This is a genomic window from Allobosea sp. 2KB_26 (assembly GCF_052115715.1).
In the GTDB taxonomy this organism is placed as follows: Bacteria; Pseudomonadota; Alphaproteobacteria; order Rhizobiales; family Beijerinckiaceae; genus Allobosea.
In genome coordinates, this window is the sequence record NZ_JBFRHE010000002.1 from 186,115 (window position 1) to 198,661 (window position 12,547).

Annotated in this window: 12 protein-coding genes; 7 read left to right on the forward strand and 5 right to left on the reverse strand. The window is 65.0% G+C overall.

From position 1 onward, the window contains the following. Window positions 1-45: 45 nt before the first annotated feature. Complete coding sequence (locus tag AB4099_RS09145; protein ID WP_441477830.1) at window positions 46-756, reverse strand: M15 family metallopeptidase; 711 nt, start codon at window positions 754-756, stop codon at window positions 46-48. Window positions 757-847: 91 nt separating this feature from the next. Next, window positions 848-1,744 carry a LysR substrate-binding domain-containing protein gene (locus AB4099_RS09150; protein ID WP_441477831.1) on the reverse strand — a complete coding sequence of 299 codons (897 nt, stop codon included), beginning with the start codon at window positions 1,742-1,744 and terminating at the stop codon, window positions 848-850. Window positions 1,745-1,865: 121 nt separating this feature from the next. On the opposite strand from AB4099_RS09150, the gene AB4099_RS09155 reads away from it, so the two are divergent. From AB4099_RS09155 to AB4099_RS09170, 4 genes are all read left to right on the forward strand, one after another. Next, on the forward strand, window positions 1,866-2,495 hold the full coding sequence (locus AB4099_RS09155) for a hydrolase (RefSeq protein ID WP_113519318.1): 630 nt from the start codon (window positions 1,866-1,868) through the stop codon (window positions 2,493-2,495). Between the two features lie 72 nt (window positions 2,496-2,567). Next, entirely contained in the window at window positions 2,568-3,170 is a 603-nt protein-coding gene (locus tag AB4099_RS09160) for a hemerythrin domain-containing protein (RefSeq protein ID WP_441477832.1), read from the forward strand. An 86-nt stretch (window positions 3,171-3,256) separates the two neighbouring features. Then, window positions 3,257-4,405: an NAD(P)-binding domain-containing protein gene (locus AB4099_RS09165; protein ID WP_441477833.1), complete on the forward strand. Its 1,149-nt coding sequence runs from the start codon at window positions 3,257-3,259 to the stop codon at window positions 4,403-4,405. Between the two features lie 36 nt (window positions 4,406-4,441). Beyond that, on the forward strand, window positions 4,442-4,735 hold the full coding sequence (locus tag AB4099_RS09170) for a DNA ligase-like domain-containing protein (RefSeq protein ID WP_441477834.1): 294 nt from the start codon (window positions 4,442-4,444) through the stop codon (window positions 4,733-4,735). Here AB4099_RS09170 and AB4099_RS09175 read toward each other — a convergent pair. The 3 genes from AB4099_RS09175 to AB4099_RS09185 all read right to left on the reverse strand — a co-directional run bounded on the left by AB4099_RS09175 (window position 4,719) and on the right by AB4099_RS09185 (window position 8,421). Next, entirely contained in the window at window positions 4,719-5,633 is a 915-nt protein-coding gene (locus tag AB4099_RS09175) for a hypothetical protein (RefSeq protein WP_441477835.1), read from the reverse strand. The two genes, AB4099_RS09170 and AB4099_RS09175, sit on opposite strands and share 17 nt — an antisense overlap. A 284-nt stretch (window positions 5,634-5,917) precedes the next feature. Continuing rightward, window positions 5,918-7,105: an O-antigen ligase family protein gene (locus AB4099_RS09180; protein WP_441477836.1), complete on the reverse strand. Its 1,188-nt coding sequence runs from the start codon at window positions 7,103-7,105 to the stop codon at window positions 5,918-5,920. 923 nt (window positions 7,106-8,028) lie between these two features. Then, window positions 8,029-8,421, reverse strand: coding sequence for a VOC family protein (locus AB4099_RS09185; RefSeq protein ID WP_113518627.1), 393 nt, complete (start codon window positions 8,419-8,421; stop codon window positions 8,029-8,031). Between the two features lie 349 nt (window positions 8,422-8,770). Here AB4099_RS09185 and AB4099_RS09190 point away from each other — a divergent pair, with 349 nt between their 5' ends. The 3 genes from AB4099_RS09190 (at window position 8,771) to AB4099_RS09200 (ending at window position 12,456) form a co-directional block, all read left to right on the forward strand. Then, entirely contained in the window at window positions 8,771-9,676 is a 906-nt protein-coding gene (locus AB4099_RS09190; RefSeq protein ID WP_113518628.1) for a S1C family serine protease, read from the forward strand. 196 nt (window positions 9,677-9,872) lie between these two features. Beyond that, window positions 9,873-10,538 (forward strand): redoxin domain-containing protein, encoded by a 666-nt coding sequence (locus AB4099_RS09195; RefSeq protein WP_113518629.1) that lies wholly within the window; start codon window positions 9,873-9,875, stop codon window positions 10,536-10,538. Between the two features lie 319 nt (window positions 10,539-10,857). After that, a complete protein-coding gene (locus AB4099_RS09200; protein ID WP_113518630.1) occupies window positions 10,858-12,456 on the forward strand; it encodes a gamma-glutamyltransferase family protein in 1,599 nt (532 codons plus the stop codon). The last annotated feature ends 91 nt before the right edge of the window (window positions 12,457-12,547 follow it).

Below are 12,547 nucleotides of genomic sequence, written 5' to 3' on the forward strand. Positions count from 1 at the left end.
GCGGCGCCCATACGGGCGCGAGTGGGGCTGCAGCGTATTTGGGGTTCATGGCGCCCTTCCAGAAAGCGTTGCGATCTGCGGATCGGTCACGGCGGGCAGCTTTGATCCGCCTGCCGTGATATGGCTTTGGCCGTAGTCTTGGCCGTTGCTTGCCCTGAGCGACAGCTCGAAATGCGAGCGGTCCATGTGCTTGTAGCCGCGGAAACGGCCACCCCAGCGCAGCGATACGCCCAGCTCGGTGGCTGCACGCTTCAGCGCAACCGCGATCCGGTTCTGGGCATTCGGGTCGAAGATCACCCGGCCCTCAGCATCGAGCGGCCACAGATCAACGGCATTACCCGAACGGTGTGAGCTCGCATGCACCCTGGACCAGCCCCAGGCGACCGCCTGGCGTTGCAGTGTGCGGTCGCGCCGGCCTGAGCCGATCACGAAGCGCAGGTCGGGATTGTCGGCCTGGGCCCGGCGCACCACCCTGGCGAGCGCCGGCTGGATCGCCCGGAGGTTGGCCTCATGCTGTCCCACCGGGTCGGGGTTCCAGGCGCGGAACATCGCCAGTTGATCCCGCCCGTATTCATCCCGGGCCGGAATCCGTGCGTAGACGCCGCCCGGTCCGTAGGGGGCGGCGGCATCCGGAGTTGCCTGCGCTCCCGGTCTGGTCCGGCCATGGGCGGCGCTCCCCCAGCCGCTGCCGAGGAGCGCGATGGCGAGGAAACCCAGGCGAAGGGAGCGCGCAAAGGATCGTGCATATGCAGGCATGGCATGCACAGTCGCAGCCCGATGCTGCCAAGGGAAGGAGGGATCGCCCAAGGTGATGTCGGGCAGGAGGTCTGCCGCAGGCCGATCGGGATCATCTCGCCTGGAATTCCGCTGCGAGAAAGTCGATGAAGCCACGCACTGCCGGCGACAGCCCACGGCGCGAGGGAAAGACCGCATGGACGATACCGCTCGGCAGCGTCCAGTCCGGCAGGATGATTTCCAGCGCGCCCGAGGCGACATTGTCCATGACCAGATAGTCCGCGAGCTGAGCGATGCCGACGCCGTCCTCGGCTGCCTGCCGCAGCGCATCCATGTCATCGGTGGTGTATCGCGGCTCGAACGCGATGCTGACGGGTTCGCCCGCAGCGCTGCGAAGCTCCCAGGCATGTTTGGGGATGGAGCGGATCAGATCCAACCCGGGCAGGCGGCTTAGCTGAGCGGGCGTGTCCGGCCGGCCGAACCGGTCGAGCACAGCCGGGCTCCCGACCAGGACCTGCCGGCTCTCGGCAAGCCGCTTCATCACCAGCCCCTCATTCTCGAGAGGGGGAAAGCGAACGCGCAGGGCGACATCGACCCCTTCCTCGATCACGTCCACGCGGCGATTGGTGGCTGAAAGCTGAACGCGCACCTGCGGATAGGCGATCAGGAAGCGGGAGATCATCGGAGAAACAAAGCTCAGCATGAGCGAGATCGGACATGTGACGCGGATCATGCCGCGTGGCTCGGCGCTGGTATTGTCGATCGCCTCCTGAGCGGCTTCGGCCTCGGCGATCATCGCCACGCAGTGCCGGTAATAGACTTCGCCGAGCTCGGTCATCCCGAAATGGCGCGTCGAGCGTTGCAGGAGCCGGCTCCCCAGCCTGTCCTCGAGCAGCGCGACGCGCCGGCTCAGCGTCGATTTCGGCATGCCGAGCGCGCGCCCGGCAGGCGCGAAGCCGCCATGCTCGACGACACGCGCGAAATAGAAGAGGTCGTTGAGATCCTGCATTCGGTCGTTCCATTTTTGGAACGGACAGTACCAATCTGACCGACTACAGGCAAATTCGTTCCATGGATATCTCTTGAGACATCGGGGCCGCGGCCTTGATCAACGCTACGGAGACATCGATATGGCCAAGAGTTCTCTGCTCACCCCCGATGATCACGCGCTCTTGCTGATCGATCATCAGTACCTGCAGTTGCTGGCGCTGCGCTCCCACACCAGCGAGGCGGTCGTCAACAACACGACCTTCCTCGCCAAGGCGGCGAAGCTGTTCAAGGTGCCGACCCTGCTCACCACGGCTTTCGCCGAACGCCAGGCGCTGTTCGAGGAGGTCCAGGCCGTCTTCCCGGACCAGACACCGATCGACCGGACGGGCCTGAACTCCTGGGACGATCCGCGTGTCCTCGACTGGGTCAGGACATCGGGCAAGAAGAAGCTGGTGATGGCGGGCCTGTGGACGGAAGTGTGCCTGAGCATGCCGGTGATCGACGCGCTGGCCGATGGCTACGAGGTCTACATCGTGACCGATGCATCCGGCGGCGGCAGCACGGAAGGCCACGAGCGCGCCGTGCAGCGGATGGTCCAGGCCGGAGCGCAGCCGCTCACCACGATTGCCTATGTCTCGGAGTTGCAACGTGACTGGGCGCGTCCGACGGCTGACGAGGTCGCCAAGCTCTTCGCCGAACATGGCGGCGGTTTCGGACAGGGACTGCGCTGGGAGTGGCAGCTGCTCGGCCTGAAGGAAGGCACGCGCTGACTGGCCCTGGCCGGCCGTGACACCCAAGCCACGGCCGGCACTTTGCGGCAACGCGGAAAGGCGAGGGATATCATGAAGGACATCGACAAGGCATTGAATGTCGAGGCGAGGAGCGGCCTGCCGGATGATCTTCTCGCCTTGCTGCGCAAGTTCCCGCGCGATCAATGGGCGAATGATCCAAGCCTGCACGGGCTGGCCGAAGGCTGGCTCCAAAGGCACGACCTGTTTCGCGAACTTTCGGTGCTGATCGGCGGCATGACAACCGATCTCAGGGAAGGTCGCACGTCCCCTGCCGCGTTCCCGCCGCTCTTTCAGCGCCGGATGGGCCTGCTGCTCGGCGAGTTGGATGGACATCACCGCGTCGAGGACGAGTATTACTTCCCGTCCTTTGCCGCCGCTGCACCAAAGCTGCAGAAGGGGTTCGATATTCTCGACAATGACCACGCCGTGATCCACGGCGCGATCGACCGCCTCGGCACCGCCAGCCGCGAGCTTATCGCCGCGCTGTCGGGCGAGGTCTCGGGGCGCGACGGGGACGCGTTGCGCGTGGCCGAGCGGATCGCAGGAGAGATCGAGGGCTTCGACCGGACCCTGTTGCGGCACCTCTGGGATGAAGAGGACCTGATCATCCCGCTCATCCTGGAGCGCACACGGGATGATCCGGAATTCGGCTGACCCCTCGCGGCAAGGGAGCGCGAGGGGCCGTCCGCGCAGGCGCGGACGGCTTGAGTTCTCGCGCTTCCTGTCTCATGGCTTTGGGAATGAACGCCGATCTCGAGCCTTCCGATGTGCCTGGCACGACTGAGCCGTCCCCCCTGAAGGGCGATGTCCGGGCCGTGATCAAGGTCGATGTCATGGTCATCGGCGCCGGCCAGGCGGGGTTGTCCAGCGCCTATCACCTGCAAAATCTCGGTCTTGTGGCCGGCAGGAACTATCTCGTCCTCGACAAGTCCCCGGAATCCGGCGGCGCCTGGCAATATCGTTGGCCGTCCCTGACGCTCAGCACGGTCAACCGGATCCATGACCTGCCGGGGATGCAGTTCTCCGATGTGATCGAGCCAGGTCTCACGGAAGTGAGGGCCTCCGAGGCCGTCCCCCAGTATTACGCCGCCTATGAGCGCAAGTTTCGGCTGCCGGTCTATCGCCCGGTGGCGGTCAAGGTCGTCTGCGACCGCGGCGACCGCTTCAGGATCGAGACCGATCGCGAAACCTTCTCGGCCCGCGGCATCATCAACGCCACCGGCACCTGGGAGACCCCCTATATTCCGAGCTATCCCGGAGCCGACCGCTTCCTGGGCCGGCAGCTTCACACCCGCGATTACCGCACGGCCGACGAATTCGCCGGCAAGCATGTCGTCGTGGTCGGCGGCGGCATTTCCGCGCTGCAGCTGCTCGATGAGATTTCTCGCGTCACCTCGACCACCTGGGTGACCAGGCGCGAGCCGCAATTCCGGGATCGCCCCTTCACGGCAGAGGACGGGCGCGCCGCCGTCGCCATGGTCGAGGACCGGGTCAGGCAGGGCCTGATCCCCGGTTCGGTCGTGTCGGTGACCGGGATTCCGCTGACGCCGGCCTTGCTCGCCGCCCGCGAGCGCGGCGTCCTGAAGCGCTTGCCGATGTTCAGCGAGATCACCGAACAGGGTGTGCGCTGGGCCGACGGAGCCGAACAAGGGGCCGATGTCATTCTCTGGTGCACCGGTTTTCGCAGTTCGCTCGACCATCTGGCGCCGCTGCAGCTCCGGGAGGAGAAGGGCGGCATCGTCATGACCGGCCGGCTCGCGACCCAGGTCGCCAAGGACCCGCGCATCCATCTGGTGGGTTATGGCCCGTCAGCCTCGACGATCGGCGCCAACCGGGCGGGCGCTGCCGCCGCGCGCGAGCTTGCGGGCTATCTCGGCCTCCTCGGCTAGGCTCAGGACTGATTGCTCACATCCGGAAGATGACGGATGCCGCGAAGAATCTGTGAGCGCAGCGACGCATCGGGTCGCGATGCGCCGCCATTCCTCACCGACGGCGACGCCTTCCTGACCCTGGCCTTCAAGATCGGCCTCGAGGGTATCATTGCGAAGCGTCGGGATGCGCCGTACCGCTCTGTCCGGGGCGGCGAATGGCTCAAGAACAAGTGCGTCCAGTCGGAGGGCTGCGCCATCATCCGCTATGAGCCGTCGTCATCGGCTCTGGTGCGAGCCATCCGCCCCGCAAGCAAACGCGACGTGAACCGCGTCAGAAATCATGGTTGAGCTTCAGCTTGGCGATGTGGCGGGAGAAATTGGTCAGATCGACATTGCCGCCAACACCGGCGGCGCGACCGGCTACCTGGATACTCCAGGCACCGGAGAGCGCCCAATCCTTCGTCAAGGCCCAATAGAAGGTCGGCCCTGCGAACGTCGCCTGACCGAGAAGGTGACCGAAGGCAAGGTTGTCATAGCGCCGGAAATGGTTTGCCTCGGCGCCGATGAAGAAACTGTCCGCGAGCTGATAGGTCAGCGCGCCGCCGACGCGCGCTATCGAGGTTCTGGCATAGCCGCCGCCTGGCGAGCCGAGGTCCTGATAGTTCCAGTCGTAGCTGACATTGAGTGCCCCGTAGAGCTTGCCGGTGATCAGTTCCTTGTCGAGAAACACCGAGAAGACGCCGTCATAGACGCTGCGCGATCGTCCGGTGAGCGTGTAGAACGCGCCATCCGTTGCCGCGCCCTGGAGCACGGCGTCGAAGGTCAGGCCGACGCCATTTGTATCGCGCCCGAGCAGCTTGTACTTCATCTCGATACCGCCGCCGACGGTGGAGCCGTTGGCCTTCGCACCGAACGTCTTCGAATTGGTCACACCGGCAAAGGCGAAGGGATCGAGCTCGACACAGCGCCACGGCGAGTAGGTCGCCTGGACATTGAGGTTGTGCGACGCGAGTGGGCCGCTGCGCGCTCCGAACGAACCACCATACGCTCCCGAGAGAGAAAACTGTCCGAGGTCATTGACGTCACTTCCCGAATTGAAGCCGAAAGCGTCGTTCGGCAGGCTGTTCTGCTCAAGGCAGGCGGCCGTTGCCGATGCAGGCGGAAGAGCCTTGCTCGGCTGCGGTTCGGCGGCGAAGGCCGCACCAGCGAACGCCACGGCGATCGTGATCAGCACTGAGCGGGCCACAGGACCTCTCTTTCGATGGAGCCAAGTTCTTTGCGAGCGGCAGCTTGCATCTGACATTCTGCAATCAAGACCAAACTTCGTCATCACGCCGCCATGCCCCGGTAACCGGTCGTTCCTACCACTTGTTGGCCGTAGCGGCTAAGACCGCTTTGGCGCCTCTGTTTGCGTACCGAACGAACTTCAAACGGGATCGAGACCAAGTGGCGACGTCACGTGGGTGCGTGCCAACCGAGCTGGGACTGAGGGCGAGCACTGTTGTAGTCGGTGCCCCAACCGGCGGGTTTTCACACGGCCTCGCTCGAAAGTGGACTTGCCTTCCACTCATCGCCCGCACTGGAACGGGGCAGCATCTGCAGCCCACCGGCTCGAAAGTCGGACGGGGTGAACCAAAGTATCGAAGCCGCCAAAGTGGCAATCCACCAACCCTGCCAGGCACCGTGACCGACGACAGCAATCGCAAAGGCCGCCGCGAATAGTGCCAAACGTGGTGCCATTTCCGGCGTTGGTAACCGGCTCAGCTGGCGCAGCAGCAGCAAGCCAGCCAGGGTCAGCAGACTGACACCGATCAACCCGGTTTCGGCCCAGGCCTGGAGCGGCATGTCATGGGGATGGCCGACGGCGAACAACTCTTTATGCGTCGGCGAGACCTCGGTGGCCAGAGGGTGCAGGTGCATGCTGGTCGAGGTGCCGAACCCCGCCCCGTGCAGCGGACTGGAACGCGCCACCTCGCCAAAACTCAGCCAAATGTCGATACGCGCCTGTCCCGTCATCACCGCGAACCGGTTCAGGATCTGCGAGGGCAGCCAATTCTCTGCCGCGATGCCGAGCACGGGCGCCATCGCCATCGTGAGAACAAAGGCGCCGGCGACCGCGGCCAACATCAAACGCGGCAGGTAGAGCGATAGCAGCCAGCAGATCATGCAGACGACAATACCGAGACGCGCCGATGCGCTCTCGGATTTCAGCGCCAAGGCGGCGACGGCCAGAACAAGCACGGCGGCGAGGAGGCGGTTGGACCGGCGCGCGTCCGACGATCGCCACAGGCCATGGGCGGTCGGCACAGCCAGAACGAGCGCGGTGATTGCGGGACGGTTGAAAACGAAGCCGAACAGCTTGCCGACGCCGAGGGTTGCTCGTTGCGAGAGGCCGGAGGCGAGTTCGACGATCGATAGCAGGCAGGCAAATATGATCGCTACCGCCAGGGCCTTCAGCCAAGCCGGTTGTGGCCTGAATCTGCCGGATGCGGCGATGGCGAGTGCAAAACCAACGGGGAGCACAAGCTCGCCCCACATCCGCAAAGAGGCGACCGGATCGTGGCTCCAAAGGATCGAGACATTCGCCCAGGCAAAAAAGGCAGCCAGGCTCAAGCCCACCGGAGTCGCCAGTATTCGGCGCAGGCGGGTGGTCATTTCTCCAGAATGAACCGACGCAGCAGCCGCGGCGACAAAAGCGATCGTCGCGACACCGAGCATCAGCGGGGCTGATCGATTTGCAAGCCACATTGCCAAGGGCAGCAGGACGAGAGCCGCATGGCCTGACTTCGACAAACCAGCCGCAGCACCAGTATGCTGCCCGGTCTCGGCACGGTTGGGACGGTAGATCTGGCTCATGCGGCTGCGTGTATGCGATCATCCCATGCTCCGCTAGAGACGCGCCAGGCCCCCGCTCCGGGGGGGCCGGACGATCGAGAGCCTCTTCGCAACGCTCAAAGACCAGAGACGCATCGCCGCTGTCGTCGTGCTGCTTCCGTGGAGAGCCAGGCCCATAGTGCCCCCTCGATCCCATGGAAGTGACCGCATCATCAATGTCCGGGACCAAAGATCTAGCCGCTCGACGATGAAGCGGAAGGTCGCGACGGTGGAGCGTTTCGGCATGCCGAGGCGAGCTGGAGCGAGACGCTTCGTGACTGGATCGCCGCCATGTTCACGCGCTCGAGGCCTTCGGGGGCGTGCCGGCGCTTTTCTTGCCTGATCACGGCAAGGTCGCGGTCATCAAGGCCTGCCTGTAGGATCCCCAGGTCAAGCGGCATATCAATCCCACGCGCGTGCCGATCGAGACGACGAAGAGCTACCGCGGCTTGAGAACCTGCGCCAGTCGCCCGCGCTCCCGGCGCGCGCCAGCGCGCTGCCTGCATGTGGTTGACCGGGGAAGCGAGATCTACGAGCTCGTTGCATTGCGCAGGATCTTGGAACCAGATTTCTCGCGCGGGTGCGGATCAACGGGCTTGCCGAGCGGCCTGCGGATGCTGCCCCACACGATCCTGCTCATCGCGTCTTCGCCCAACTCGCGGGGGCGCCTGGGGCGGGGCGTCATCGCATCGCGGTCGATAAGGACGAGACAGGCCTTGGCATCTACAGTAAAGGCGGATGCCGGATTTCGGGAAGGCCGATGGCGTTCAGCCCGGTTTCATTTCGATCAGCTGGATCAGATTCCCGCAGGTATCGTCCAGGACCGCCATGCGCACAGGTCCTGCATCCATCGGCTCCAACGTGAACACGACCCCACGCTCGCGAAGTCGTGCAAACTCGGTATTCAGATCCTGGACCTGGAACGAGGTTGCAGGGATGCCGTCCCTGACGAGGGCGTCCTTGTAGGGCCTGACCGCTGGATGCTCGCTCGGCTCGAGCAGCAGTTCCGTTCCCGTGGGGTCCTCCGGTGACACAACCGTCAGCCAGCGATGATCCCCGACGGGAACATCATTCTTCACGATGAAGCCGAGCTTGTCGGTGTAGAAGCTCAGGGCCTTGGCCTGGTCGTCGACAAAGACGCTGGTCACATAAATTCGCATGGTGTTTGCCGTCCTTAGAACTAATTCCTGAGGAATGGGTTGTGGTCCGATCTTGCCTTTTCCGTATGCGGAGCTTGGCCCGGACAGGGTGTCCGACCCGTTATTGTCTCCCGATGCCCGTTCGCAGTTTAGGGGAGTGCAACCTGGGCGGGAAGGGCGAGGTGTTCTGAGGCGGCTGTTTTGCGTCGATCACATTCGCGAAAACTGCCGCTCACTCACGGAACGGGCGGCGCTCGATCCTCGCCGGGGCCTTGCTTTGACCGGGGCGGTTCATACCTTTCAAGAGAGGCACCGCACCGTCAGCGGTCGGCGCGTCTCGCTTGGCCCTACGCCTATTCGGGATGGAACCATGAGTATCGGCCCGATCTTGCACTCCGTCGTGGGCGTTCGCTCGTCCATTCCCGCAGATGCCTTCACCGCTTCGGCGCTGGGCACGAGAAGGGAGGGCAGCGGCGTTGTCATTCGAGACAACGGGCTCGTGCTCACCATCGGGTACCTGATTACCGAGGCCGAGGACGTCTGGCTGACGACCTGGACCGGTCGCGTGGTGCCAGCGCATGCGCTGGCCTATGATCAGGAGACCGGCTTTGGCCTGGTCCAGGCGCTTGAGCGGCTCGACCTGCCGGCGGTCGCGCTCGGCGCAGCCACTGATGCCGAAATCGGCGATTCCGTCCTGCTTGCAGACGGCATCGGGCAAGTCGTGGAGGCCAATATCGTGGCCAAGCAGGAATTCGCCGGCTACTGGGAATATCTGCTGGACGAAGCCATCTTCACCGCCCCGGCGCACCCGTCCTGGGGAGGCGCGGCGCTGTTCGGACCGGACGGAAAGCTTCTGGGCATCGGCTCGCTGCACCTGCGGATGGGTCGGGCCGGCGAGATTTTTGACGTCAACATGATCGTGCCGATCGATCTGCTTCCGCCGATCCTCGACGATCTGCTTGCGCGCGGCCGGGTCGACAAGCCGCCACGCCCCTGGCTCGGTGCCTTCTCGGCCGAGAGCAATGGCAAGGTCGTGGTGATGAGCGTGGCCGAAGGCGGCCCGGCAGCCCAGGCGGGCCTGCGCCCCGGCGACATCATTTCGGATGTGCGCGATGGCGAGATCGACGGCCTGGCCGACTTCTACCGCAAGCTCTGGGCGAGCGGCCCCGCAGGCGCCGAGGTCCCGATCAGGGTCGTCCGCGACGGCCGCGAGACATGGCTCCGCATTCGGTCGGCCGACAGGGGCAGCTTTCTGAAGAAGCCGCATCTGCAATGAGCGGCGAAGCGGGCGGGGTGCCCGCCTCGGGCGTAGGTTTTGTTTGCGGAATCCCGCCGCACTGCGCCGTAAGGCTGGGAACCGGGCTGCCGCAGAGTTATACTTGATCGGCCGGAAGAGGCTCCTGCCGGCCGACGGCGCTCCATGATCCTGCCGGTTCGCAACTGATCCAGTTCGTCAGGCGGAGAGGCTTCGTATGGCAAAAGGATTCCGGGCCCCCGCCTCGCCAGGCGAATTGGCGCCTGATTTTGTGCTCCCCACGGTCGACGGAAGCGGGATCGCGTCCCTCTCCGATTACCGCGAAAGGCATTCGGTGTTTCTTGCGCTGTTCGTGGGGCTGTGGTGCCCGTTCTGCCGGCGGGCGATCGCGCACATGGCGGCGACTGACCGTGAGCTCAAGGCCATCGGTGTCGAAACACTCGGGATTGTGGCAACGCCGCTGGAGAACGCGCAGCTCTACTTCAAATTCCGCCCGAGCAACCTGCGCCTGGCGGTCGATCCGGAGCTCTCCACCCATCGCGCCTATGGTGTGCCGAAGCCGCCTGCGACCCCGGAATTGCTGGAGGCTTTTGCGACACTGCGGATCAATCCGAATGATGAGTTCCCGGAGCCCGTGCCGATCAGGGAGGCCGCCGACAGGCTGACCAGGCTCGATGGCTATACGGAGAGCCCGACCGACCACGCCGACATGGAGCGGCAATGGCCCCAGCTCAAGGGCCAATTCCTGATCGATCCGCATGGAATCATCCGCTGGGCGAACATCGAATGCGGCTCCGAAGGGCTCGCCGGGATCGGAAAATTCCCCTCGACGGCAGAAATCCTCGCTGCAGCGCGAGCCCTCTTTGCGTCCGAACAGGGGTGATCACGCCTGTGCGCTTTGAACCCAATGTCGGCGCTCGGGCAGGCATCCGATGCCCGTAGCGCCAGCTGGAATCGCTTCCTTTCGAGGCCTTTCACACCAGGAAAGGATGAAGAGCCGAGAGAAGCGCCGTCATCAGCCCCGACGATCGGCCCCAATCCCTGCTTCCTTCCAGAAGCGCATCACTCAGGCGATCATCGCCCCAGCCATGCATTTAACTCCGGCGGCACCCTCTCGAAAAGCGTGGGGTGGCGGCCTGTCCTTGCCGGCGAACTGTGCTCTGATCGCAGCCAGCCTGACAGGGACGCAAGGACGACTGACGATGCATGGCCGCCGCCCCACGTTGTTTTCACGCCACGGCATGGTTGCCGCGGCCCACCCGCTCGCCGCCCAGGCCGGCGCAAGGCTCCTGATCCAGGGAGGCAATGCGTTCGACGCGATTGCGGCGACCGCCGCGGCGCTGACCGTGGTCGAGCCCTTCATGTCGAGCCTGACGGGCATGGGCTCGGCGACGCTCTGGACTGCCGCCGAGCAGCGCGTCCGCGTGCTCGACTTCGTGCCGCCGATCCAGGCGAGCTTTCCGGCCGAGCGCTTCACCAAGCGGGCCGAGCTGGAGCGCGGCCCGCATGCGGTCGCGGTTCCCGGCAATCTCGCCGGCTGGTGCGAGCTGGCGGAGCGCTATGGCCGGAAATCCCTTGGCGAAATTCTGGCGCCGGCGATCGCGCTCGCCCGCGACGGTTTCGCGCTCTCCGAATTCGGGGTCGACGAATTCAACGAGCAGGCGCCGCTGCTCCAGGCCTCGCCCGAGCTTTACCCCGCCTTCAGCGCCAACTATCTGCCGGAGGGCGGACCGGTGAAGCTCGGCCATGTGCTGCGCCAGGCCGATCTCGCCGGCACATTCGCGGAGATCGCGGCCAAGGGACCGGATCATCTCTATCGCGGCGCGCTGGGCGAAAGGATCGTCGGGTATCTGAGCGCGCTCGGCGGCAAGATGACGATGGAAGATCTCGCAGCCGTGCAGCCGCGCTGGCGCGAGCCGCATAGCGTGAGCTATCGCGGCCTCGAGATCCATGTTCCGCCGCCGCCCTGCGAGGCGTTCCAGTTCCTGCTGAGCCTCAAGATTTTGGAGGGCTTCAATCTGGGGAGCCTGAACAAGGACGGGCCGGAGCATCTCGACCTGGTCTATCGGACCATCAGGCTCGCGGCCGGCCTGCGGATCGCCAGCAACAATCCCTCCGCCGAGATCCTGGCCGAGATCTTCTCCGATGCCGCCATCGCGGGCCTGCGCCAGCGCATCGGCGATGGCGAGCCGATCGAGGGGCCGACCGAGCAATGGACGCCGCAGACGGCGGAGGACCCCGCCCATACCACCTCATTCTCGGCCGCCGATGCCGACGGCAATCTGGTCTGCATCACCAACAGCCTCGGCAGCCCCTTCGGCAGCGGCATCGTCGTGCCGGGCACGGGGCTCTGCCTCAATAATTTCCTGTACTGGGCCGATGTCCAGCCCGGCAGCCCCAACCGCTCGAAGCCGGGCGACGAATTGCCGATGTGCATGTCGCCCAGCATCTCGACACGCGCCGGCAAGCCGGTGCTCGCGCTCGGCACGCCCGGCAGCTACGGCATCATGCAGACGCAAACACAGGCGATGGTGCAGCATCTCGATTTCGGCCTGCCGCTGCAGGAGGCGATCGAGGCGCCGCGGGCACGGCTTTGGGACGGGCGCTTCATCCAGGCCGAGAACCGCATCGCGGCCGGGACGCTGGAAGAGCTGCGGCGCCGCGGCCACGAGATCGAGGCCTTCGATACCGGCTGGACGATGCGATGCGGCGGCATGCAGGCCGTGGCGATCGACCCCGCAACCGGCGTGATGACCGGCGCAGCCGACCCGCGCCGGGATGGTTACGTGGTGGCGGTTTGAGAGCGGCCTTTAATCGGGCCGCCGGATGACGCGTGCCGGCTTTCGGACCGGCGCGTCATGCCGGCTTGGGGCGATCATCGACGGGGATCGC

Bases quoted from the DNA above. Each gene is read 5' to 3' on its own strand.
- AB4099_RS09145 (WP_441477830.1), bottom strand. From the start codon at position 756: ATGCCTGCATATGCACGATCCTTTGCGCGCTCCCTTCGCCTGGGTTTC.
- AB4099_RS09150 (WP_441477831.1), bottom strand. From the start codon at position 1,744: ATGCAGGATCTCAACGACCTCTTCTATTTCGCGCGTGTCGTCGAGCAT.
- AB4099_RS09155 (WP_113519318.1), top strand. From the start codon at position 1,866: ATGGCCAAGAGTTCTCTGCTCACCCCCGATGATCACGCGCTCTTGCTG.
- AB4099_RS09160 (WP_441477832.1), top strand. From the start codon at position 2,568: ATGAAGGACATCGACAAGGCATTGAATGTCGAGGCGAGGAGCGGCCTG.
- AB4099_RS09165 (WP_441477833.1), top strand. From the start codon at position 3,257: ATGAACGCCGATCTCGAGCCTTCCGATGTGCCTGGCACGACTGAGCCG.
- AB4099_RS09170 (WP_441477834.1), top strand. From the start codon at position 4,442: ATGCCGCGAAGAATCTGTGAGCGCAGCGACGCATCGGGTCGCGATGCG.
- AB4099_RS09180 (WP_441477836.1), bottom strand. From the start codon at position 7,105: ATGCTCGGTGTCGCGACGATCGCTTTTGTCGCCGCGGCTGCTGCGTCG.
- AB4099_RS09185 (WP_113518627.1), bottom strand. From the start codon at position 8,421: ATGCGAATTTATGTGACCAGCGTCTTTGTCGACGACCAGGCCAAGGCC.
- AB4099_RS09190 (WP_113518628.1), top strand. From the start codon at position 8,771: ATGAGTATCGGCCCGATCTTGCACTCCGTCGTGGGCGTTCGCTCGTCC.
- AB4099_RS09195 (WP_113518629.1), top strand. From the start codon at position 9,873: ATGGCAAAAGGATTCCGGGCCCCCGCCTCGCCAGGCGAATTGGCGCCT.
- AB4099_RS09200 (WP_113518630.1), top strand. From the start codon at position 10,858: ATGCATGGCCGCCGCCCCACGTTGTTTTCACGCCACGGCATGGTTGCC.